The 24,993-nt window shown below is 72.9% G+C and carries 4 protein-coding genes; all 4 read left to right on the forward strand.

The window, feature by feature from the left end:
* The first annotated feature begins 82 nt into the window (after positions 1-82).
* The 4 genes from A3CE_RS52465 to A3CE_RS0142500 all read left to right on the forward strand — a co-directional run bounded on the left by A3CE_RS52465 (position 83) and on the right by A3CE_RS0142500 (position 24,987).
* Positions 83-958, forward strand: coding sequence for a prephenate dehydrogenase (locus tag A3CE_RS52465; RefSeq protein WP_020646204.1), 876 nt, complete (start codon positions 83-85; stop codon positions 956-958).
* Between the two features lie 198 nt (positions 959-1,156).
* Complete coding sequence (locus A3CE_RS0142485) at positions 1,157-3,112, forward strand: ABC transporter ATP-binding protein (protein ID WP_020646205.1); 1,956 nt, start codon at positions 1,157-1,159, stop codon at positions 3,110-3,112.
* 2 nt (positions 3,113-3,114) lie between these two features.
* Entirely contained in the window at positions 3,115-12,585 is a 9,471-nt protein-coding gene (locus tag A3CE_RS0142490) for a non-ribosomal peptide synthetase (protein WP_026469389.1), read from the forward strand.
* Positions 12,586-12,753: 168 nt separating this feature from the next.
* On the forward strand, positions 12,754-24,987 hold the full coding sequence (locus tag A3CE_RS0142500) for a non-ribosomal peptide synthetase (protein ID WP_020646208.1): 12,234 nt from the start codon (positions 12,754-12,756) through the stop codon (positions 24,985-24,987).
* The last annotated feature ends 6 nt before the right edge of the window (positions 24,988-24,993 follow it).

Consider the following 24,993-nt stretch of genomic DNA (forward strand, 5'->3'; position numbering starts at 1 on the left):
GCCGCCGCACCGGAACCGGCGTCGCCGTCCGCCCAAGTCCCGCGGCTGGACTTCGTCCGGTGAGCCGTTTTAAGAAGGAACGGTGACCATCGAGAAAGCGCTTGTCGTCGGTACCGGGCTGATCGGCACCTCGGTGGCGCTGGCCCTCCGGGAGAAGGGCGTCGCGGTCTTCCTCTCCGACGTCGACACCGAGGCCGCCCGGCTGGCGCAGGTACTCGGCGCCGGGCGGGAGTGGGCGGGAGAAGGTGTGGATCTGGCGGTGATCGCCGTGCCGCCGCACCTGGTGGGGGACCGGCTGGCCGACCTGCAGAAGCAAGGTGCGGCCCGGGTGTACACCGACGTGGCCAGTGTGAAGGCCGATCCGATCGCCGACGCGGAGCGGCTCGGGTGTGACCTGGCCTCCTATGTGCCGGGCCACCCGCTTGCCGGCCGGGAACGCTCGGGCCCGGCCGCCGCCCGCGCCGAGCTGTTCTCGGGCCGGCCGTGGGCACTGTGCCCCGGCCCCGAGACGGACGCGGAAGCCCTGCGACGGGTGCGGGAGCTGGTGTCCCTGTGCGGGGCGACGGCCGTCGTCGTGGGTGCGGGCGAGCACGACTCGGCCGTGGCGCTGGTGTCGCACGCCCCGCACGTGGTGGCGTCGGCGGTGGCGGCCAGCCTGGCGAGCGGCGACGACGTCGCGCTGGGCCTGGCGGGGCAGGGACTCCGTGATGTGACGCGCATCGCAGCCGGGGATCCCTTGCTGTGGCGGAGGATTCTCTCCGGGAACACCCGGCCGGTGGCCGGGGTGCTCGAACGGATCGCGGCCGACCTCGCCGCGGCGGCCTCGGCGTTGCGGTCCGGCGACCTGGACGAGGTGACGGATCTGCTGCGGCGCGGCGTGGACGGTCACGGCCGGATCCCTGGTCAGCGCGGCGGATCCCTTCCCGGCCGCAACCCGGCGGGTTCCCCGGGGCGTTAGGCCGGCCGCAAAAACGATTGCCGAAGGTGGCCGGAACGTCCGTCGTGATTGTACGGTTATCCGTGCGGCGCGGCACGGGGGCGTCGGCAAAAAAATGCGTCCAAGTGCCGAAAGCGCTTGCTTGGACCCACTCGTGGACATCGACTCGATTCAGCACGATTGAGATCGCCGACTTTGGCGTGTGAGAGAGGTGACCGGATGGACATGGTGTTGCGTTTCGAGGGGGTGGACAAGAGCCCTGACGACCCCGACCCCTGGGTGACCAAGGTCCGCAAGGGGACGCTGCGCCGCGTGCTCGCCTACTTCCGCCCGCACGTCGGGAAGGTGGCGCTCTTCTGTCTCGTCGCCGTGCTGGAGTCGCTCATCGTCGTGGCAACTCCGTTGCTGTTGAAGGAACTCATCGACAACGGCATCGTCAAGAACGATCTCGGGGTCGTGATCCTGATGGCCGGCCTCACCGCGGTGCTCGCCGTGCTGGGCGCCGGGCTGACGATGGTGTCCGGCTACATCTCCGGGCGGATCGGGGAGGGGATCACCTACGATCTCCGGGTCCAGGCGCTCGGCCACGTCCGGCGGCTGCCGATCGCGTTCTTCACCCGTACCCAGACGGGGGTGCTGGTCGGCAGGCTGCACACGGAACTGATCATGGCGCAGCAGCATTTCACCGGCTTGCTCATGGCGGCCACCAGCGTGGTCATGGTCGTGGTGGTGCTGGCCGAGCTGATCTACCTTTCGTGGATCGTCGCCATCGTCTCGCTGGTGCTGATTCCGATATTCCTCGTGCCCTGGATTCGCGTGGGGCGGGCGATCCAGCGGCGCAGTATCCGGCTCATGGACGCGAATACCGGCCTCGGCGGGCTTCTCCAGGAGCGGTTCAACGTCCAGGGGGCCATGCTCTCCAAGCTCTTCGGCCGTCCCGCCGAGGAAATGGCCGAGTACGAGGAGCGTGCCGGGGAGATCCGCAAGATCGGCGTGAGCCTTTCCGTGTGGGGCCGGATGGCCTTCGTCATGATGGCGCTGATGGCCTCGCTCGCCACGGCCCTCGTCTACGGGATCGGGGGCGGGCTCGTGCTCGCCGGTGCGTTCGAGCTCGGCACGCTGGTCGCCATCGCCACCCTGCTCCAGCGGCTGTTCGGGCCGATCACCCAGCTGTCCGGGATGCAGGAGCTCGCGCAGACGGTCGTGGTGAGCTTTTCCCGGGTCTTCGAGCTGCTCGACCTCAAGCCACTGATCCAGGAACGCCCCGACGCGATCGCGCTGAAGAAGAAGGTGGTGCCGGACGTCGAGTTCGAGCACGTGTCGTTCCGCTACCCCACCGCGGACGAGGTCTCGCTGGCGTCGCTGGAGCACCTGCGGGCCGAGCGGGAGCGCAGCGAAGTGACGCCGGATGTCCTGCGCGACGTGAGCTTCCACGCGCAGGCCGGAACCCTCACCGCGCTCGTCGGCCCGTCCGGCGCGGGGAAGAGCACCATCACCCACCTGGTCTCCCGGCTGTACGACCCGAACGGCGGGACCGTCCGCCTCGGCGGCCACGATCTGCGCGATCTCACCTTCGAATCGCTCCGCGAAGCGGTCGGGGTGGTCAGCCAGGACGCCTACCTCTTCCACGACACGATCCGGGAGAACCTCCTCTACGCCCGCCCGACCGCCACCGAGGACGAGCTGATGGAGGCGTGCAAGGGGGCCCAGATCCGGGACCTGATCGACTCCCTCCCGCTCGGGCTGGACACCGTCACGGGCGATCGCGGCTACCGCATGTCGGGCGGGGAGAAGCAACGACTGGCCATCGCCCGGCTGCTGCTGAAGGAGCCGTCGATCGTCGTCCTCGACGAAGCCACCGCCCACCTGGACTCCGAGTCGGAGGCCGCCGTCCAGCGGGCGCTCAAGACGGCCCTGCACGGCCGGACCTCGCTGGTGATCGCCCACCGGTTGTCCACGATCCGCGAGGCCGACCAGATCCTCGTGATCGACGGCGGCAGGGTGCGGGAGCGCGGGACACACGACGAGCTGCTGGCCCAGGGCGGCCTGTACGCGGAGCTCTACCACACGCAGTTCGCCAACCCGGCCGCCAACGACCCCAAGCCGGAGATCGAGGACGAGCTCGACGACATCGAGCCCGAGCCGGTGATCCAACACATGGGCTACGGAGGATGACGATGAATTCCGCAGCGCGGACCACGCCGACGATGCTGGATCTGTTCGCTTCGCACGTGGACCGGACACCTGACGCGGTGGCCGTGGCCGGCGGTGACGGGGTTCTGACGTACCGGCAGCTCGACGAGCGCGCGGGCCGGTTGGCGGGGCGGCTGGCGAGTCGCGGCATTCGCCGTGGCGACCGCGTCGCGGTGGTGATGGACCGTTCGGCGGACCTGGTGGTGGCGCTGCTCGCCGTGTGGAAGGCGGGGGCGGCGTACGTGCCGGTGGACGCCGGCTACCCCGCGCCGCGAGTGGCCTTCATGGTGGCGGACTCGGCGGCCAAGCTCGTGGTGTGCTCGGCCGCGTCGCGCGGCGCCGTACCGGCCGGGGTCGAGTCGCTCGAGCCGGCCGCCGCCGCCGAGGAGGGCGCGTCCGACGCGCCGGCGGCCACGGTGCGACCGGGGGATCCGGCGTACGTGATGTACACGTCCGGCTCGACGGGCACACCGAAGGGCGTGACCATTTCGCAGGGCTGCGTCGCGGAGCTGACGATGGACGCCGGGTGGGCGATGGAGCCCGGCGAGGCGGTGCTCATGCATTCGCCGCACGCCTTCGACGCGTCACTGTTCGAACTCTGGATGCCGCTGGCGTCGGGGGTCCGGGTGGTGCTCGCCGAACCGGGTTCGGTGGACGCCCGGCGGCTGCGGGAAGCGGCCGCGGCCGGGGTGACGAGGGTGTACCTCACCGCGGGGAGCCTGCGCGCGGTGGCGGAGGAGGCGCCGGAATCGTTCGCGGAGTTCCGTGAGGTGCTGACCGGCGGTGACGTGGTACCCGCGCACGCGGTGGAGCGGGTGCGGACGGCCGCACCCCGGGCGCGGTTCCGGAACATGTACGGCCCGACGGAAGCGACGATGTGCGCGACGTGGCACCTGCTGCAGCCGGGTGACGTGGTGGGCCCGGTCGTGCCGATCGGCCGTCCGCTGACCGGCCGCCGGGTGCAGGTGCTCGACGCGTCGCTGCGGCCCGTGGGGCCGGGTGTGGTCGGCGACCTGTACCTCTCCGGGGCGCTGGCGGAGGGCTACTTCAACCGGGCGGCGCTGACGGCGGAGCGGTTCGTGGCGGATCCGTCCGCACCGGGGCAGCGGATGTACTGGACCGGGGACCTCGCCCAGTGGACCGCGGACGGTGAGCTGGTGTTCGCGGGCCGGGCCGACGACCAGGTGAAGATCCGCGGGTTCCGGATCGAGCCCGGCGAGATCGAGGCCGCGCTGATCGCTCAGCCGGACGTGCACGACGCCGTCGTGGCGGCGGTCGACGGACGGCTGATCGGGTATGTGGTGACCGAGGGGGACGCCGATCCCCGGGTCATCCGCGAACGCCTCGGTGCGGTGCTGCCGGAGCACCTGGTCCCGGCCGCCGTGCTCGCACTGGACGCACTGCCGCTGACCGGCAACGGCAAGGTGGACCGGTCCGCGCTGCCGGCGCCCGAGTTCGCGGCGAGTGCCGCCGGGCGGGCACCGAGCACCGATGCGGAACGTGTCCTCTGTGGACTCTTCGCCGAGGTGCTCGGCGTGGCACGAGCCGGCGTCGACGACGGTTTCTTCGAGCTGGGCGGGGATTCGATCGGCGCGATGCGGCTGGCGGCCCGGGCCGCCAAGGCGGGCCTGCTGGTGACGCCCGCCCAGATCTTCGAGGAGCCGACCCCCGCCCGGCTGGCCGCCGTGGCGCGGCCGGTCCCGGCCGGCGGGCCCGTCGACGGCCCCCTGCTCACCCTGACCGCGGCCGAGGAGGCGGAGCTGGCGCTCGCCGCTCCGGGCGCCGAGGAGATCTGGCCGCTGGCCCCGTTGCAGGAGGGGCTGCTCTTCGAATCGATCCTCGACGACCAGGGCTCCGACATCTACCAGGTGCAGGTGATCCTGGAGCTGAACGGGCCGGTGGACGCGCCCCGGCTGCGGGCCGCGTGGGACGCGGTCGTCCGGCGGCACCCCGAGCTCCGGCTGAGCTTCCACCGCCTCGCCTCGGGCAAGACGGTGCAGGCCGTCCACGGGGACGTCACCCCGCCGTGGCGGGTGGTGGACCTGACGGGTGCCGGCGACGTCGACGCGGCCGTCGCGGCCCTCGTCGCCGAGGAACAGCAGCAGCGGTTCGAACTCGCCACGGCGCCGCTGGTCCGGCTGGTGCTGGTCCGGATCGCGGCGGACCGGTACCGCCTGCTGTTCGTCATCCACCACATCCTCGTCGACGGCTGGTCGGTGGCGGTCATCCTCAACGACGTCTCCGAGGCGTACGAAGCCGGCGAGCCGGTGCCGGAACAGCGGGGCGGCGCCACCTTCCGGGACTACCTGGCCTGGCTGGACCGGCAGGACGACGACGCGGCCCGGGCGGCCTGGCGGGCGGAGCTGGCCGGTCTCGACGAGCCCGCGCTGATCGCGACTTCGGGCGTCGAGACGGAGTACGACTACCGCGCCACGCACCTGACGCCGGCCCTGCACACCAGGCTGCTGGGGTTCGCCCGCGAGCACGGGCTGACGCCGAGCACGGTGGTGCACGCCGCCTGGGCGATGGTGCTGGCGCGGCTCACGCGGCGGACCGACGTCGTGTTCGGCACCATGGTCGCGACCCGTCCCCCGGAACTGGCGGGGATCGAGTCGATGCCGGGCCTGCTGATGACCGCGGTGCCGGTCCGGGTGCCGCTGGACGGCGGGCAATCGGTCCTGGACATGCTCACCGACCTGCACAGCAGGCAGACGGCCCTCAAACGACACCAGTACCTGGGGCTGCCGGAGATCCAGAAGGCGGCGGGACCGGGCGCGACGTTCGACACGATGCTGGTGGTCGAGAACTACCCGCGGGAGTACGCCCGCCGGTACACGCATCTGCGCACGATCGAGGGGACCCACTACCCGGTGACCCTGGGCATCACCCCGGGCGACCGGTTCAAGATCCAGCTCGGCTACTGGCCGGGCCAGGTCCCGGACACCGTCGCCGAGTCGCTGCTGGAGTGGTTCGTCGGCGCCATCGGCGCGCTGGTCGCCGATCCCGCCGGCCTGGTGGGGCGGATCGGGATGGGCGCGGCCGACGTGCGCCGCTGGGACCCGCCGCTGCAGGCGGGGGAGCCGCTGCCGGCCCTGGTGGGGCGGATGGCGGCGCGGCGGCCGGACAACGTGGCGGTCGTGGACGGCGACGGTGCGCTGTCCTATGCGGACTTGTGGGAGCGGTCGCTGAAGTTCGCGGCCGTCCTGCGGGCCCACGGAGTCCGGTCCGAGGACCGGGTCGGCCTGGTGGTGGGGCGCTCGGCCTGGTGGACGGTCGGCATGCTGGGCGTCCTGCTGGCGGGCGGCACGTTCGTGCCGGTGGACCCGGCCTATCCGGCCGAGCGCAAGGAATGGATCTTCCGGAGCGCGAACCCGATGCTGGTGGTGTGCGCGGGCGCGACACGGGGGGCGGTGCCCGCGGAGTTCGCGGACCGGCTGGTGGTGATCGACGAGGTCGATCCGGCCGCGGGCTCGGCGGGGGACCTGCCGCGGGTGGATCCGCGCAGTGCCGCGTACGTGATCTACACGTCGGGGTCGACGGGAACCCCGAAGGGGGTCGTCGTCACCCATGCCGGGCTGGGAAACCTGGCGCTGGCGCACATCGACCGGTTCGGGGTGTCCCCGTCGTCACGGGTGCTGCAGTTCGCGGCGCTCGGGTTCGACACCATCGTCTCCGAGGTGATGATGGCGTTGCTCTCGGGAGCGACGCTGGTGGTGCCGCCGGAGCGGGACCTGCCGCCGCGGGCGTCGTTCACCGACGCCCTGGAACGGTGGGACATCACGCACGTGAAGGCGCCGCCGTCGGTGCTGGGCACGGCCGACGTGTTGCCGTCGACGGTGGAGACGGTGGTGGCGGCGGGCGAGCTCTGCCCGCCGGGCCTGGTGGACCGGCTGTCCGCGGACCGGCGGATGATCAACGCCTACGGGCCGACCGAAACCACGATCTGCGCGACGATGAGCATGCCGTTGTCGCCCGGCCAGCACCCGATCCCGTTCGGCAAGCCGGTGCCGGGGGTGCGCGGATATCTGCTGGACTCGTTCCTGCGCCCGTTGCCGCCCGGGGTCACCGGTGAGCTCTACCTGGCCGGGATCGGCGTGGCCCGCGGCTACCTCGGCCGTTCGGCGCTGACGGCCGAGCGGTTCGTCGCCGATCCGTTCGTGCCCGGTGAGCGGATGTACCGGACCGGGGACCTGGCGTACTGGACCGAACAGGGCGAGCTGGTGTCCGCCGGGCGCGCCGACGACCAGGTCAAGATCCGCGGCTTCCGTGTCGAACCCCGCGAGATCGAGTTCGCCTTGTCCGGCTACCCCCGGGTCACCCAGGCCGCGGTCGCCGTCCGCGACGACCGCCTGGTCGCCTACGTGACACCAGGCGACATCGACACGCAGGCGGTGCGGGCGCACCTCGCGTCCCGGATGCCCCAGTACATGGTCCCCGCGGCGGTGGTGGCGCTGGACGCCCTGCCGCTGACGGCGCACGGGAAGATCGATCGGCGCGCACTGCCCGACCCCGACTTCACCGCCGGGAAGCAGGCCAGGGAGCCGGCCACCGAGACCGAGCGGGTGCTGTGCGAGTTGTTCGCCGGCGTGCTCGGCCTGGCGCGGGTCGGGGTGGACGACAGCTTCTTCGAGCTCGGCGGGGACTCCATCCTCTCGATGCAGCTGGCGGCGCGGGCGCGGCGGTCGGGGCTGACGTTCACCGCGGCGGACGTCTTCGACGGGAAGACGCCCGAGCGGATCGCGCAGCTGGCGGCGGAGTCGTCGGTGCCGGAGCCCGGTCGTTCCCCGAAACCCGATGGCGTCGGTGACGTCGCGTGGACGCCGGTGATGTGGATGCTGGGAGACGGCGTCGCGGGACCGGCGTTCGCGCAGTGGATGGTGGTCGGGACGCCTTCGGACCTGACGGAGAAGGCGCTGGCGGCGGGCTTTGCGGCCGTGGTGGATACGCACGACATGCTGCGGGCGCGGGTCGTCGCCGACGAGGGCGGCCGGCGCCTGGTGGTGGGTGAGCGTGGGTCGGTGGATGTCGCCGGGGCGGTCACCCGCATCCGCGCCGATGGCCGCTCGCTGGACGAAGCCGTGGCGGACGCGGCGCGCGCGGCCGTGACCCGGTTGGACCCGTCGGCGGGCGTGATGGCCCAGGCGGTGTGGGTCGACGCCGGACCGGACCAGGTGGGGCGGCTGGTGGTGGTGGCGCACCACCTGTCGGTCGATGGCGTGTCGTGGCGGATTCTGCTGTCGGATCTGCAGGCGGCCTGCGAAGCCGCGGTCGCGGGGCGGGAGCCGGTGCTGGAGCCGGTCGGTGCGTCGTTCAAGCGGTGGGCGGGCTTGCTGGCCGAGTGGGCGGTTTCCGCGGAGCGGGCCGGTGAGCTGGCCGCGTGGAAGGCGATTCTCGGACCGGGGGACCGGCCGGCCGGTGCGCAGGCCACGAGCCGGGCCGCGGAAGGTGCCGTGCGCTCGCGGTCGTGGGTCGTGCCGAAGGTGGAGACGGCGGCGTTGGCAGGCCGGGCTCCGGTGGCGTTCCACTGCGGGGTGAACGAGGTCCTGCTCGCCGGGCTGGCGGGCGCGGTCGCGCGGTGGCGCGGCGGGGACGCCGTGCTGGTGGACGTGGAAAGCCATGGCCGCCACCCGGTGGACGGGACGGACCTGTCCCGGACGGTGGGCTGGTTCACCAGCGCACATCCGGTACGGCTGGACGTGGCCGGCACCGATCTGGCGGACGTGCTCGCCGGCGGTCCGGCGGCCGGGCGTTTGCTGAAGGCCGTCAAGGAGCAGTCACGGGCCGTGCCCGGCGACGGGCTCGGATACGGCTTGCTGCGGTACCTCAACGGCACGACGGGGCCGGTGCTGGCGGACCTGCCGTCGCCGCAGATCGGGTTCAACTACATGGGCCGGTTCGCCGCCGGCGAGAAGAGCGGGGTGCGGGCGTGGCAGCCGGTCGGTGACATCGGCAGTTCGCTGGAACCCGGTATGGGCCTGCCGCACGCGCTCGAGGTCAACGCGATCGTCCAGGACCTGCCGGACGGTCCCGAGCTGACGCTCATGCTGGAATGGCAGGACGGCCTGCTCGGCGAGGACGAGATCGACCGGCTGGGCCGGGCCTGGCTGGACATGCTGTCCGGGGTGGCCCGCCAGGCGGCTGATCCCGCCGCGGGCGGGCACACCGCGTCCGACTTCGACCTCGTCACCCTGGACCAGGCGGAGATCGAGGCCCTCGAGGCCGAATTCGCGGCCGCCGGCGGACTGGCCGAGGTGCTGCCGCTGTCGCCGCTGCAGCACGGGCTGGCCTTCCACGCCGGTTACGCCGGCGACGGCGTCGACGTCTACACCGCGCAGGCGGTGCTGGAGCTGGCCGGCCCGCTGGACGTGCCGCTGCTGCGGAAGTCGGTGCGCGCGCTGCTGGACAGGCACGCGAATCTGCGTGCCGGCTTCCGGCACGGCGCCGACGGGACCGCCTACCAGGTGGTCCCCGGCGCCGTGGCGGTGCCGGTGACCCTGGTGGACGTGACGGAATCGGCGGATCCGGCGGCCGAGGCGGCGGCGGTGGCCGCGGCCGAACGGGCGCGGCCGTTCGAGCTGGCCCGGCCCCCGCTGCTGCGGGTCATGGTGGTGGTGCTCGGCCCGGACCGGCACCGGCTGGTGCTGACCAACCACCACATCCTGCTCGACGGCTGGTCGACGCCGCTGCTGCTGGACGAACTGCTCACGCTTTACCGCAACGGAGCCGCTCCGGCCGCGCTGGCGCCGGTCACCCCGTATCGGGACTACCTGGCCTGGGTGCGCGAAACCGACCGGGAGGCGGCTACCGAAGCCTGGCGCGACGCCCTGGCCGGCTTGCCCGAGCCGACCCTGGTGGCGGCGGACCGGCCGGTCCCGGTCGAGGTGCCCGAGCAGATCTGGACCACCCTGGACGAGACGTTCGCCCAGGCGCTGGGGGCGCGGGCACGCGAGTGCGGTGTCACGGTCAGCACCGTGCTGCAGGCGGTGTGGGGCATGGTGCTGGCGGCGCTCACCGGACGCGACGACGTGGTGTTCGGGTCGGTGGTGTCCGGGCGCCCGGCCGAGCTGCCGGGGATCGAGACCATGGTCGGGTTGTTCATCAACACCGTCCCGGTCCGGGTCCGGATGCGGCCGCAGGACACCTTCGCCGAACTGGTGCGGGGACTGCAGAACGAGCAGGTGGCGCTGCTGGCCCACCACCACGTGGGTCTCACCGACATCCAGCAGGCCGCGGGGCTGGGGCGGCTGTTCGACACCATCATCGTCTACGAGAACTACCCGAGACCGGCCGAGATCGGCGACGAATCCGCCGATGCCGATCGGGTCCGGGTGCAGGGACTGACCGCCGCCGATGCCACCCACTACCCGCTGGCGCTGGCGGTCGTGCCGGGCACCGACCTGCGGCTGCGGCTGGAGCACCAGCCCGCGCTGTTCACCGCCGAGCAGGCCGGCGCCGTGCTCGAGCGGTTCACGCTGGTGCTCGAAGCCGTCGTCGCCGATCCGCGGCTGCCGCTCGCGGTGGTGCCGATCCTGTCCGATGCCGAACGGCGACAGCTGCAGGCGGGCAACGACACCGCGCTGCCGGTGCCGGACCGGACGTTGCCGGAGCTGTTCGCCGCGCAGGCCGCCGCCACCCCGGAGGCGACCGCGGTGGTCTTCGAGGACCGGTCGCTGACCTACGCCGAGCTCGACGCGCGCGCCAACCAGCTGGCGCGCTGGCTCATCGACCAGGGTGCCGGGCCGGAAGGCCTGGTCGCGGTGCTGCTGCCCCGGTCGCTGGAACTGGTCGTCGCGTTGCTGGCGGTCACCAAGACCGGCGGCGCGTGGCTGCCGATCGATCCGGGCTATCCGGCCGACCGCATCGCCTTCATGCTCGACGACGCCGGACCGGCGCTGGTGATCACCACCGCGGTGCTGTCGGCATCGCCGATCGGTGACGTGCTGGCCGCCCGCTCGAGGACGGTGGTGCTCGACGAGCCCGCGGCCGCGGGCCAGCTGGCGGGGCGGGACCGCGCGCCGGTCACCGACACCGACCGCGCTCGAGCGCTGGATCCGCGCCACCCGGCGTACCTCATCTACACCTCGGGCTCCACCGGTCGCCCCAAGGCCGTGGTCGTCACCCATCGGAACCTGACGAACTACCTGCTCCACTGTGGACGGATGTACCCGGGTCTGCGGGGGCGGTCGGTGCTGCATTCGTCGATCGCCTTCGATCTGACGGTCACCGCGACGTTCACCCCGCTCATCGTGGGGGGAGAGATTCACGTCGGTGCCCTGGAAGACCTGATCGGGGTGGTGGAGGCCGCACCGTCGATCTTCCTCAAGGCCACGCCGAGCCATCTGCTGACCTTGGACACCGCTTCCCGGGGCAGTGCCGGTTCGGGTGACCTCCTGCTCGGCGGCGAACAATTGCCGGCCGACACGGTCGTCCAATGGCGCCGGAAGTATCCGAACATCGTGGTGGTCAATGAATACGGGCCGACCGAGGCGACCGTCGGGTGCGTCGAATACCGGCTCGAACCGGGGCAGGAATGCCCGCCGGGCGGTGTGGTGCCGATCGGCACCCCGCTGGCGAACATGCGGGCGTTCGTGCTGGATTCGTGGCTGCGGCTGGTGCCGCCGGGTGCGGTGGGCGAGTTGTACGTGGCCGGTGCGGGCCTGGCGCGGGGATACCTGGGCCGGGCAGGGCTGACGGCGACGCGGTTCGTGGCCGATCCGTTCGGCTCCGGCGAGCGGATGTACCGGACCGGGGACCTGGTGCAGTGGAACCCGGACGGACAGCTGGTGTTCGCCGGCCGGGTCGACGACCAGGTGAAGGTGCGGGGCTTCCGGATCGAGCCCGGTGAGATCGAGGCCGCCCTGGTGGCGCAGGAGTCAGTGGGCCAGGCGGTGGTGGTGGCCCGTGACAGCGAGATCGGCACCCGGCTGATCGGGTACGTGACCGCCGCGGGGGAGTCCGGTGTGGACGAAGCCGCGGTGCGCGAGGGAGTGGCGGCCCGGTTGCCGCAGTACATGGTGCCGGCGGCGCTGGTGGTACTCGGCGCGCTGCCGTTGACGGCGAACGGAAAGGTGGACCGGGCGGCGCTGCCGGATCCCGACTTCGGCGCCCGTGCCGGGGGCCGGGAGCCGGTCACGGAGGCCGAGCGGCTGCTGTGTGCGCTCTTCGCCGAGGTGCTCGGCCTGGAGCGCGCCGGTGCGGACGACAGTTTCTTCGAGCTGGGTGGGGATTCCATCCTTTCGATGCGGCTGGCGGCCCGGGCCCACCGCGAGGGAATGTCCTTCGGTGCGCGCGAGGTGTTCGAGCAGCGCACGCCCGCGGGGATCGCGGCGATCGTGGAACGGGTTGCGGGCGATCGTCCTGTCGCGGCGGTACACGCCGTGTCCGATGTCGCCCTTCTCGACCTGGACCAAGGCGAGCTCGACGAATTCGAGTCCGAATTCGAAAGCGGCCGGTGAACGTGGCTGGACATGTTGTCGGGTCCGGCCGGTCAGGCGGATGATCCTCTTCGGGGGATATGCCGCAGCCGACGTCGCCCTCCTCGACCGGGATCACCACGAGATCGAGGAATTCAAGGCTGAGTTCGACGACGATTCCCAGCCCTTTGCTGATCCAGGGAGATATTGATGAGCCAGTCGCGGATCGAGGAAATCTGGCCGCTGTCGCCACTGCAGGCCGGTTTGCTCTTCCACGCGGTTTACGACGGCGAAGGGCCCGACGTCTACATCGGTCACTGGATTCTCGACCTGGCCGGACCGGTGGACGCGGCCGGGCTGCGTGCGGCGTGGGAGACGCTGCTGGCCCGGCACGCCCCGCTCCGGGCGTGTTTCCGGCAGCGCAAGTCGGGCGAGACGGTGCAGATCATCGCCAGGCAGGTGGAACTGCCGTGGCGGGAGGTCGACCTTTCCCACCTCGACGACCCCGAGGAGGCCGTTCGCGAGCTGGCCGAGCAGGACCGGACGACGAGGTTCGACCTCGCGCAGGCGCCGTTGCTGCGGCTGACCCTGATCCGGCTCGGCGCCGACGCGCACCGCCTGGTGGTGACCTGCCACCACACGATCATGGACGGCTGGTCGCTGCCCATCGTGATCGACGAGCTGTCGGTGCTGTACCCGGCGGGCGGTGACGCGTCGGCGCTGCCGGACGTGCCGTCCTACCGGGAATACCTCGCGTGGCTGAGCCGGCAGGACAAGGAACGCGCGCTGTCGGCGTGGACCGCGGAGCTCAGCGGCGCCGAGGAACCGACGCTGGTGGTGCCCGCCGATCCGGGGCGGGCACCCGCCGAGCCGGAGAGCGTCGAGGCCCACCTGCCGGAGCACCTCACGCGCTCGCTGGCCGAGCTGGCCCGTCGCCACGGGTTGACGTTGAACACCGTGGTGCAGGGCGCCTGGGCGCTGGTGCTGGCGCAGCTGGCCGGCCGGCCGGACGTGGTGTTCGGGGCGGCGGTGTCGGCGCGCCCGCCGGACCTGCCCGGTGTGGAGGGGATGGTGGGGCTGTTCCTCAACACCGTTCCCGTGCGCGTGCGGTTGCGCGGCTCGACGCCGGTCGTCGAGCTGCTGGCGGAGTTGCAGAAACGGCAGTCGGCGCTCATTCCCGACCAGTTCGTCGGGCTGGCGGACATCCAGCAGGCGGCGGGTCCCGCCGCGGTTTTCGACACGCTGCTCGTCTTCGAGAAGTTCCACCACGGGCCCGCCGGATCGGACTCCGCGGGAACCTTCCGCATTCACGTGAACCAGGGCCGGGTGGCGGCCCACTACCCGCTGACGCTGGTCGCCGTCCCCGGCGAGTCGATGTACCTCAAGCTCGACTACCTGACGGAGCTCTTCGACCGGGAAACCGCGTTCGCCATCCTCGAGCGGTTCACCGGGGTGCTGCGGCAGCTGACCGGCGCGGGCGAGCTCACGGTGGCCGGCGTCGAGGTGACGACCGCGGCCGAGCGGGCCCTGGTGGCCGGGGAATGGGGTGCCTCGACCTCGGCGCCGCCGAGCCTGCCGGCGCTGGATCTGTTCGGGCACCAGGTGGCGCACCGCCGCGACGAGCCGGCGGTCGTCGACGGCGATCGGACGGTGTCGTACGGAGAACTCGCCGAGCGCGCTGAGCGGCTCGCCGGCTACCTGAACGGCCGGGGAGTCCGGCGCGGAGACCGGGTGGCCGTGGTGCTCGACCGGTCACCCGACCTGATCGCGACGCTGCTCGCGGTGTGGAAGGCGGGCGCGGCGTACGTTCCGGTGGACCCCGCCTACCCGGTGGAACGCAGGAAGTTCATGCTGGCGGACTCCGGGCCCGCGGCGGTGGTGTGCGCGGAAGCGTACCGGGCCGCCGTGCCGGACACCTGCCCCGAGCCGATCGTCCTGGACGATCCCCGGACGCGGCAGGCGGTGGCGGAGAGCCCTCGCCTGTCGGCAGGCACGAGCGCCGACGACCTCGCCTACGTGATGTACACGTCCGGATCGACCGGGACGCCGAAGGGCGTCGCGGTGTCGCACGGCAACGTCGCGGCGCTGGCCGGGGAGCCGGGCTGGCGGGTGGGCCCCGGTGACGCCGTGCTGCTGCACGCCTCGCACGCCTTCGACATCTCGTTGTTCGAAATGTGGGTGCCGCTGCTGTCGGGTGCCCGGGTGGTGCTGGCCGGACCGGGCGCGGTGGACGGCGCGGCGCTGGCGGCCTACGTGGCCGGTGGCGTCACGGCCGCCCACCTGACCGCGGGGGCCTTCCGGGTGCTGGCCGACGAGTCGCCGGAGGCGGTCGCCGGGCTGCGCGAGGTGCTGACCGGTGGGGACGCGGTGCCGCTGGCGGCGGTCGAGCGGGTGCGGCGGACGTGTCCGGACGTGCGGGTGCGGCACCTCTACGGCCCGACCGAGGCCACGCTGTGCGCGACGTGGTGGCTGCTCGAACCCGGCGACGAGACGGGATCGGTGCTGCCGATCGGACGTCCGCTCGCCGGGCGGCGCGTCCACGTCCTCGACGCGTTCCTGCGGCCCGTGCCGCCGGGCGTGGCGGGCGAGCTGTATGTCGCCGGAGCCGGTGTGGCGCAGGGCTATTCGAGCCGCCCGGCGCTGACGGCCGAGCGGTTCGTCGCCGATCCCTCCGGTTCCGGTGCGCGGATGTACCGCACCGGGGACCTGGCGTACTGGACGGAGCAGGGTGCGCTGGCGTTCGCCGGGCGGGCCGACGACCAGGTGAAGATCCGCGGGTACCGCGTGGAGCCCGGCGAGATCGAGGTGGTCCTCGCCGGCCTGCCCGGCGTCGGCCAGGCCGTGGTGACCCCGCGGGGTGAGCACCTGATCGGCTATGTGGTCGCCGAAGCGGGCCACGACGCCGACCCGGTGCGGCTGCGCGAGCAGCTCGCCGGGACGCTGCCCGAGTTCATGGTGCCGGCCGCGGTGCTGGTGCTGGACGAGTTGCCGTTGACGGTCAACGGGAAGGTGGACCGGCGGGCACTGCCCGAACCGGACTTCGCGGCGAAGTCGGCGGGCCGGGAGCCGGTCACCGAGGCCGAACGAGTCCTTTGTGGAGTGTTTGCCGACGTCCTCGGCCTCGACCACGTCGGCGTCGACGACAGCTTCTTCGAGCTGGGCGGCGACTCGATCTCGTCGATGCAGGTCGCCGCGCGTGCGCGTCGCGAAGGGATCTCGCTGACCCCGCGGCTGGTGTTCGAGCACCGGACGCCGGAACGCCTCGCGGCACTGGCGCAGGAGGCAGGCGCGACGCCACGCGCCGAGGTCGTCACGGGCGTGGGCGAGATCCCGTGGACGCCGGTGATGCGTGCCCTCGGGGACGACGCGATGCGCCCCGGCTTCGCGCAGGTGAGAGTCGTCGTCACCCCGGCGGGGGTGAACCCGGACGCGCTCGTGAGCGCCCTGCAGGCGGTGCTGGACGCGCACGACCTGCTGCGGGCCCGGGTGGAGCCGGACGGACGGCTGATCGTGCCCGAGCGCGGCGCGGTGGCCGCGGCCGGCCTGCTCACGCGGGTGGCCGCCGGGACCGGCGGCCTCGACGAGATCGCCGAGCGCGAGGTCAGGACGGCGACGGGCACGCTGGACCCGTCGGCGGGAATCATGGCGCGGGTCGTGTGGATCGACGCCGGGGACGCCGAGCCGGGCCGGTTGGCCTTCGTGGCGCACCACCTCTCGGTCGACGCGGTCTCCTGGGGGATCCTGCTGCCGGATCTGCGAGCGGCCTACGACGAGGTGATCTCCGGCGGGACCCCGGCCCTCGAACCCCCGGTGACGTCGTATCGGCAGTGGGCGCGCCGGCTGACCGCGCGGGCGCTCAGCGAAAGCACCGTGGCCGAACTCGAAAAATGGGCTGCCGTCGTGGAAGGCGCGGAACCGGCACTGCCCCAGGACACCGGGCAGCACACCGGGCAGTCGCACTCGTGGTCCACGAGCCTGTCCGGCACCGAGGTGCGAGACCTGGTCACTGTCTTGCCGGGCGCGTTCCACTGCGGGATCCAGGACGTTCTGCTGGCGGGGCTCGCGGGTGCGGTGGCGCGTGTGCGCGGTTCCGGCGCCGCGCTGCTGGTCGACGTGGAAGGGCACGGTCGCGAAGCCGCCGACGGCGAGGACCTGTTGCGCACCGTCGGCTGGTTCACCAGCGTTCACCCGGTCCGTCTCGAACTGTCCGATGTGGACCTCGCGGGCGCGGCGGACGGCGAGCGGCCTGCCGGGCAGTTGCTGAAGGCCGTGAAGGAGCAGATCCGGGCCGTGCCCGGCGACGGATCCGGCTACGGGCTGCTGCGCCACCTCAACCCGGGCACCGGGGCGAGGCTGGCCGAGTTGCCGTCCGCGCAGATCGGCTTCAACTACCTCGGCCGGACTGTCCTCGCTCCCGAGGACACCGCGTGGCAGCCCAACGGCGGAGGGCCGCTCGGCGGCGGTCCGGACATGGTCCTCGCGCACGCCGTGGAGGTCAGCGCGGAACTCCAGGACACGCCGGCCGGCCCCCGGCTCGGGCTGGCCATCGACACGCGGGATTTCGACCTCGCCACGGTGGAGCGGCTCGGCGAGGCCTGGCTGGAGATGCTGACCGGTCTCGCGGCGGTGGCCGCGGATCCCGGCGCGGGCGGGCACACGCCCGCCGACTTCGCTCTGGTCGACCTGACGCAGCGGGACGTGGCGGAGCTGGAGGCCGCGGCGCCCGGGCTGACGGACATCTGGCCGTTGTCGCCGCTGCAGGAAGGCATGCTCTTCGAACGGGCCTTCGACGAGGACGGCGTCGACGTCTACCAGACGCAGCGGATCCTGGACCTCGACGGGCCGCTCGACGAACCCCGGCTGCGCGCGGCCTGGAACCAGGTCCTCGCCCGGCACGCCTCGCTGCGGACCGGCTTCCACCAGCTGGGGTCCGGCGCCACGGTGCAGGTCGTCGTGCGCGAGGCCGACATCCCGTGGCGGGTGGCGGATCTGTCGCACCTCGATGCGGCGGAGGCGGCCGCGGAGGTCGAGCGGCTGCTCGCCGAGGACCAGGGCCGGCGGTTCGACGTGACCCGGCCGCCGCTGCTGCGGCTGCTGCTGATCCGGCTCGGTGCGGACGAGCACCGACTCGTCGTGACCTCGCACCACGTACTCCTCGACGGCTGGTCGACCCCGCTCGTCGTGGGGGAGATGTCGGACGGCTACGCGGGCGGCCGCAGCTCCTCGAAGCCGCCGTCCTACCAGGACTACCTGGCGTGGCTGAGCCGTCAGGACGCGGAGGCGACCCGATCGGCGTGGCGGGCCGAGCTCGCCGGCGCGGACGAACCGACCTTGGTCGACGCCGACGCGGGCAAGACGCTCGTGATGCCGGACGAGCACGCCGAATGGCTGCCCGAGCCGGCGACGCGGGCACTCGCCGGCTTCGCCCGTGGCCACGGGCTGACGGTGAGCACGATCGTGCTGGGCGCGTGGGCGCTGGTGCTGGCGCGGCTGGCCGGCCGGACCGACGTGGTGTTCGGCTCGGTGGTGTCGGGGCGTCCGGCGGACGTGCCGGATGTCGAGCGCATGGTGGGCATGTTCATCAACACCGTCCCGGCCCGGGTGCGGCTCGACGGCCGCCGGCCGGTGCTGGAGATGCTCGAAGACCTGCAGGCGCGCCAGGCGGCGTTGACCGAGCACCAGTACCTGGGGCTGCCGGAGATCCAGAAGGTGGCGGGGACCGGCGCGATCTTCGACACGATCGTGATGGTCGAGAACTACCCGCACGACGCCGCCGGTCTCGGCGGCGACGGCGGGGTGGCGATCAGCTCGGTCGTCACCCGGACCGGCACCAGCTATCCGCTGACCATGAACGTCAGCCTCGGGGACCGCCTGCGCATCACCGTGTCCTACCGGCCCGACCGGATCGACGACGCGACGGCCGCCGAGGTCGCCAGGCAGGTCGTGCGGGTCCTGGAACGGGTGGTGGCCGAGCCTTCGCTGCCGGTGGGCCGCCTCGGCGTGACGAGCGAACCGACGCGCGCGGCGGTGGTGGAACGCTGGAACTCGACGGGCGAAGCGGCCGCCGAGACGTCCGTGCTGGAGCTGTTCCGGCGGCAGGCAGGTGCCTCGCCGGACGCGGTGGCGGTCGTGGCGGGGGAACGCACCCTGTCCTACGCCGACCTCGACCGCGAGTCCGACCGGCTGGCCGGGCACCTGGCCGGGATCGGCGTGGGGCGTGGTGACCGCGTCGGCGTGGTGATGACACGCGGCGCGGACCTGTTCGTCGCCCTGCTCGGGGTCTGGAAGGCAGGCGCCGCGCAGGTACCGGTGAACGTGGACTACCCCGCGGAACGGATCGAGCGGATGCTGGCCGACGTCGGCGCGTCGGTCGCGGTCTGCGTGGAAGCGACCCGCAAGGCGGTGCCGGACGGGGTCGAGCCGGTGGTCGTGGACCTGCCGGTGATCGGCGGAGTACGGCCCGAGGCGCCACCGGTCACGGTCGGAGCGCACGACGTGGCCTACGTGATGTACACGTCCGGCTCGACCGGCGTGCCGAAGGCCGTCGCGGTGCCGCACGGGAGCGTGGCGGCGCTGGCGAGCGACCCGGGCTGGTCGCAGGGCCCCGGCGATTGCGTGCTGCTGCACGCGTCGCACGCGTTCGACGCGTCGCTGGTCGAGATCTGGGTGCCGCTGGTCAGCGGAGCCCGCGTGCTGGTTGCGGAACCGGGCACGGTCGACGCGGAACGGCTGCGCGAAGCGGTCTCCCGCGGCGTGACCACCGTCCACCTGACGGCCGGTGCCTTCCGTGCGGTGGCCGAGGAATCGCCGGACTCCTTCATCGGGCTGCGCGAGATCCTGACCGGTGGGGACGCGGTGCCGCTCGCGTCCGTCGTGCGGATGCGCCAGGCCTGCCCGGACGTCCGGGTCCGGCAGCTGTACGGCCCCACCGAGATCACCCTCTGCGCCACCTGGCTCGTCCTCGAGCCGGGGGCCGCGACGGGCGACGTCCTGCCGATCGGCAGGCCGCTGGCCGGCCGGCAGGCCTACGTGCTCGACGCGTTCCTGCAGCCCGTGGCGCCGAACGTGACCGGCGAGCTCTACCTCGCCGGCGCTGGCCTGGCGCACGGTTACCTGGGCAACACCGCGGCGACCTCGGAGCGGTTCGTCGCCAACCCGTTCTCCGGCGGCGGCCGGATGTACCGCACCGGCGACCTGGCTCGCTGGACCGACCAGGGCGAGCTGGTGTTCGCCGGCCGCGCCGACTCCCAGGTGAAGATCCGCGGCTACCGCGTCGAGCCGGGTGAGGTCGAGGTGGCGCTGACCGAGGTGCCCCACGTCGCGCAGGCGGTCGTGGTGGCGCGGGAAGGCCAGCCCGGCGAGAAGCGCCTGATCGCGTACGTGACCGCGGAAGCGGGATCGGCACTGGAATCCGCCGCGGTCCGCGCGCACCTCGCGACGCGGCTGCCGGAGTTCATGGTGCCGTCGGTGGTGGTGGTGCTGGAGAGCTTCCCGTTGACGCTCAACGGGAAGATCGACCGCGCGGCCCTGCCCGCCCCCGAGTTCGCCGGGAAGGCGGCCGGGCGCGAACCGCGCACGGAGGCCGAGCGGGTGCTGTGCGGCCTGTTCGCCGAGATCCTCGGGCTGGAGCGGGTCGGCGCCGACGACGGCTTCTTCGAGCTGGGCGGCGACTCGATCCTCTCGATGCGGCTGGCCGCCCGCGCGCGTCGCGAGAACTTCGTCTTCGGCGCGAAGCAGGTCTTCGAGCAGAAGACGCCCGCGGGGATCGCGGCGGTCGCCGAGCGTGGCGGGCAGAGCCGCCCGGCCGGCGTCGCCGACGGCGTCGGCGAGGTTCCGTGGACGCCGGTGGTGCGGGCACTGCTCGAACGCGATCCCGCCGGGCTGACCCGCGGTGCCATGGCGCAGTGGGTCAGCGTGGCAGCGCCCCGCGACCTTTCGGTGACCGCGCTGGTCGCCGGGCTGGGCGCGGTGATCGACACGCACGACATGCTGCGGAGCCGGATCGTCGAGAGCGAGGGCGTGGAACCCCGGCTGGTCGTGGCCGGGCGGGGCACGGTGGACGCGGCGGCGCTGGTCGAACGGGTCGAGGCCGGCGACGGTGATCTCGCCGAGATCGCGGACCGGTGCGCCCACGACACGGCCGCACGCCTGGATCCCGTGGCCGGCGTGCTGGTCCGGGCCGTCTGGGTGGACGCCGGACCGGGCCGCGCCGGACGGCTCGTGGTGGCCGCGCACCACCTCGTGGTCGACGTCGTGTCGTGGCGAACCCTCCTGCCGGACCTGCAGGCGGCCTGTGAAGCCGTGGTCGCGGGCGGGCAGCCGGCGCTCGATCCGCCGGACGTCTCGTTCCGGCGCTGGTCGCGGACGCTGGACGGCGAGGCGGCGATCCGGACCGGCGAACTGGCGGTGTGGACGGAGATCCTCGACGGGGCGCAGTCCCGGCTGGGCGAGCTCGATCCGCGGCGCGACACCGTGTCCACCGCGGGACGCCGGTCCTGGACCGTGCCCCGGGAACACGCGGGCGTGCTCGTGGAACAGGTCACCTCGGCCTTCCACTGTGGTGTCCACGAGGTGCTGCTGGCCACCCTGGCGGGCGCCGTGGCGGGCTGGCGCGGCGGCACGGCCGTCGTGGTGGACGTCGAAGGCCACGGCCGTCAGCCCCTCGGGGAACTGGACCTGTCGCGGACACTCGGCTGGTTCACCGACGTCCACCCGCTCCGGCTGGACGTCACCGGGGTCGACCCGGCCGAGGCGGTCGCCGGCGGCGACGCGGCGGGCCGGTTGCTGAAGCAGGTCAAGGAGAACGTGCGAGCCGTGCCCGACGGCGGGCTCGGCTACGGGATGCTGCGGTACCTCAACGCCGAGACGGGGCCGGTCCTCGCCGCGCTGCCGAAGGCGGAGATCGGGTTCAACTACCTCGGCCGCTTCTCGGCGGGGTCCGGCGGCGAGGCACAACCCTGGCAGATCACGGGAATCGTCGGCGGTGCGGCGGAGCAGGACACGCCCTTGCGGCACGTCGTGGAGATCGACGCCGTCGTGGTGGACGGCCCGGACGGACCCGAATTCACCCTGACCGTGACCTGGGCCGGGCGGATGCTCGGCGACGCCGAGGCGGAGTCGCTCGCGCAGGCGTGGCTGGACATGCTGGCCGGCCTGGCCGCCCACGTGGCCGCCGGTGGCCCCGGGGGGCACACGCCGTCCGACTTCCCGCTCACCGCGCTGACGCAGCGGGAGGTGGCGGAGTTCGAGGCCGCCGTGCCGGGCCTGCTCGACATCTGGCCGCTTTCCCCGCTGCAGGAAGGCCTGTTGTTCCACGCCGCCGACGACCGCGGCCCGGACGTCTACGCGAGCATGCGCACCCTCGCCATCGACGGCCCGCTGGACGTCGCCCGGTTCCGGGCGTCCTGGACGGTCCTGCTCGACCGGCATCCCGCCCTGCGGGCGAGTTTCCACCAGCTGGAATCCGGCGAGGCCGTGCAGGTGATCGCCCGGGACGTGCCGCCGGACTGGCGGGAGACCGACCTGTCCGGGCTGCCCGAGAGCGAAGCGCTCGCGGAGTTCGACCGCCTCGCGGCGCGGATGCACGCCGAGCGGTTCGACCTGACCAAGGCTCCGCAGCTGCGCCTGCACCTGGTGCGCCTCGGTGACCGCAGGTACCGGCTGATCTTCACGTCGCACCACATCGTGGCCGACGGCTGGTCCCTGCCGCTCATCCTGGTCGACGTGCTGACGGCGTACGAGGCAGGCGGTGACGGCCGGACGCTGCCGGCCGCGACGTCGTACCGTGACTTCCTCGCCTGGGTCGACCGCCAGGACAAGGGGGCGGCCGGGCAGGCGTGGCGGACCGAGCTCGCGGGGCTCGACGAGGCGACCCACGTCGTGCCGCCGGGCTCGATCATCACGCCCCTGGAGCCCGAACGCGTCGCGTTCGAACTCGACGACGAGACGAGCAAGCGGCTGGTCGAGTTCACCCGGCGGCACGGCGTCACGGCGAACACGCTCTTCCAGGGGGTCTGGGCACTGCACCTGGCCCGGCTGGCCGGGCGGAACGACGTGGTCTTCGGTGCCGCGGTCGCGGGGCGCCCGCCGGAGATCCCCGGCGTCGAGTCCGCGGTCGGCCTGTTCATGAACATGCTGCCGGTCCGGGCGCGCCTCACCGGTGCCGAGCCGGTCGTCGACATGCTGAAGGACCTGCAGGAGCGGCAGGTCGCGATGATGGCGCACCAGCACATCGGGCTGCCCGAGATCAAGCAGCTCACCGGGCCGGGGGCGGCGTTCGACACGATCGTGGTGTTCGAGAACTACCCGCCCGCGCCGCCGAGGTCCGACGACCCCGACGCGCTCGTCATCCGCCCGGTGGGGATCCCGAACGACACCGGGCACTACCCGCTGTCCATGCGCGCGTCCGTGGCGGCGGGCCCCGTCCGCGGTGAGTTCATCTACCGGCCGGACGTGGTCGACCGGACCGAGGCCGGGGAGATGGTCGCGGCGATCCTCCGCGCGCTCGAGCAGGTGGTGGCCGAGCCGTGGACGCCGGTGGGCCAGGTCGGCCTGATCGGCCCGGAGCAGCGCCGTCTGGTCGTGGACGAGTGGAACCGGACCGACGTGCCGCTGGCGGCGGAGACGCTGCCGGTGTTGTTCCGCAGGCAGGCGGAGCGGTCACCGGATGCGGTGGCCGTCGAGGACGGGGCGCGGAGCCTGACGTTCGGTGGGCTGCTCGGCGAGGTGGAAGCGCTGGCCCGGCTGCTCGTGGGGGCGGGCGTGCGGCGCGAGCACCGGGTGGGCGTCCTGGTCGAGCGCTCGGCCGAGCTGGCGGTGACCATGATGGCCGTGTCGTTCGCCGGCGGGGTGTTCGTGCCGGTCGACCCCGACTATCCCCGTGAGCGCGTCGAGTTCATGCTGGCGAACTCGGCACCCGGGGTCATGGTGTGCACGAAGACGACCCGGGCGGCCGTGCCCGCGGAGTTCGCGGGCACCGTGCTGGTGCTGGACGAGCTGCCCGCCGCGGACCCGGACGTCGAGCTGCCGCCGGTGGCACCGGAAGACGCGGCGTACGTGATCTACACGTCCGGGTCGACGGGGGTGCCCAAGGGCGTCCTGGTGACCCACTCCGGGCTCGCCAATCTGGGGTACGCGCACATCGAGCGGATGGCGGTGACGTCGTCCTCGCGGGTCCTGCAGTTGTCCGCGACCGGCTTCGACGCCATCGTGTCCGAGCTCTACATGGCCTTGCTGGCCGGCGCGACCCTGGTGCTGCCGGACGCGGCGAGCATGCCGCCCCGGGTGACGCTGGGCGAGGCGATCCGGCGGGCGGGCATCACGCACCTGACCGTGTCGCCGAGTGTGCTGGCGAGCGAGGACGACCTGCCGGACACGCTGCGGACCGTGCTGACGGGCGGCGAGGCACTGCCGCCCGCGCTGGTGGACCGCTGGTCACCGGGCCGCCGGGTGATCCAGGCCTACGGGCCGACCGAGACGACCATCTGCTCGACGATGAGTGCCCCGCTGTCCCCGGGGCACGACCAGGTCCCGCTCGGCGGCCCGATCCACAACGTGCGGCACTACGTGCTCGACGCGTTCCTGCAGCCGGTGCCGCCCGGCGTGGTCGGCGAGCTCTACATCACGGGTGTCGGGCTGGCGCGCGGCTACCTCGGGCGTCCCGGCCTGACCGCGGAACGGTTCGTGGCCAGCCCGTTCGCCCCCGGCGAGCGGATGTACCGCTCGGGCGACCTGTTCCGCTGGACCCGGGAAGGCCAGCTGCTCTTCGCGGGCCGTGTCGACGCGCAGGTCAAGGTGCGGGGGTACCGGGTCGAGCCCGCCGAGATCGAGGCCGTGCTCGCGGAGCACCCGTGGGTCGGCCAGGTGGCGGTGTCCGTCCGCCGGGACGGCCCGGGCGACAAGCAGCTGGTGGCTTACGTCGTGCCGTCGGCCGACGCGGCCGCCGAGAACGGCACGCTGGCCTCGGCACTGCGCGAGCTGGCGGCCGAACGCCTGCCGGAGTACATGATGCCCGCGGCGTTCGTGTCGCTGGAGCAGATGCCGCTCACCCCGAACGGCAAGCTCGACCACCGGGCGCTGCAAGCCCCCGACTTCGCCGGGATGTCCTCGAAGCGGGCCCCCCGCACGCCCATGGAGGCGAGGCTGTGCGCGCTCTTCGCGGACGTGCTCGGCCTTGACCAGGTGGGGCCCGACGACAGCTTCTTCGAACTCGGCGGCGACTCGATCACCTCGATGCAGCTGTCGGCCCGGGCTCGGCGGACGGGGCTGGAACTGACCCCGTGGCAGGTGTTCGACGAGAAGACGCCGGAACGGCTGGCGGTGATCGTCCAGGAACTCGCGGCCGAGGGCGGGACCACCCCGGCGCCGGAGCCCGGCGAGGGCACGCTCGTCGCTCTCTCACCTGACCAGATGGACCTACTCGAGGCCGGGCTGGCCGGCGAATGACCGCCA

Source organism: Amycolatopsis balhimycina FH 1894 (assembly GCF_000384295.1).
Lineage (GTDB): Bacteria > Actinomycetota > Actinomycetes > Mycobacteriales > Pseudonocardiaceae > Amycolatopsis > Amycolatopsis balhimycina.

Excerpts from the sequence above, each read along its gene's own strand:
- A3CE_RS0142485 (WP_020646205.1), top strand. The coding sequence starts at position 1,157 with ATGGACATGGTGTTGCGTTTCGAGGGGGTGGACAAGAGCCCTGACGAC.
- A3CE_RS0142500 (WP_020646208.1), top strand. The coding sequence starts at position 12,754 with ATGAGCCAGTCGCGGATCGAGGAAATCTGGCCGCTGTCGCCACTGCAG.
- A3CE_RS0142490 (WP_026469389.1), top strand. The coding sequence starts at position 3,115 with ATGAATTCCGCAGCGCGGACCACGCCGACGATGCTGGATCTGTTCGCT.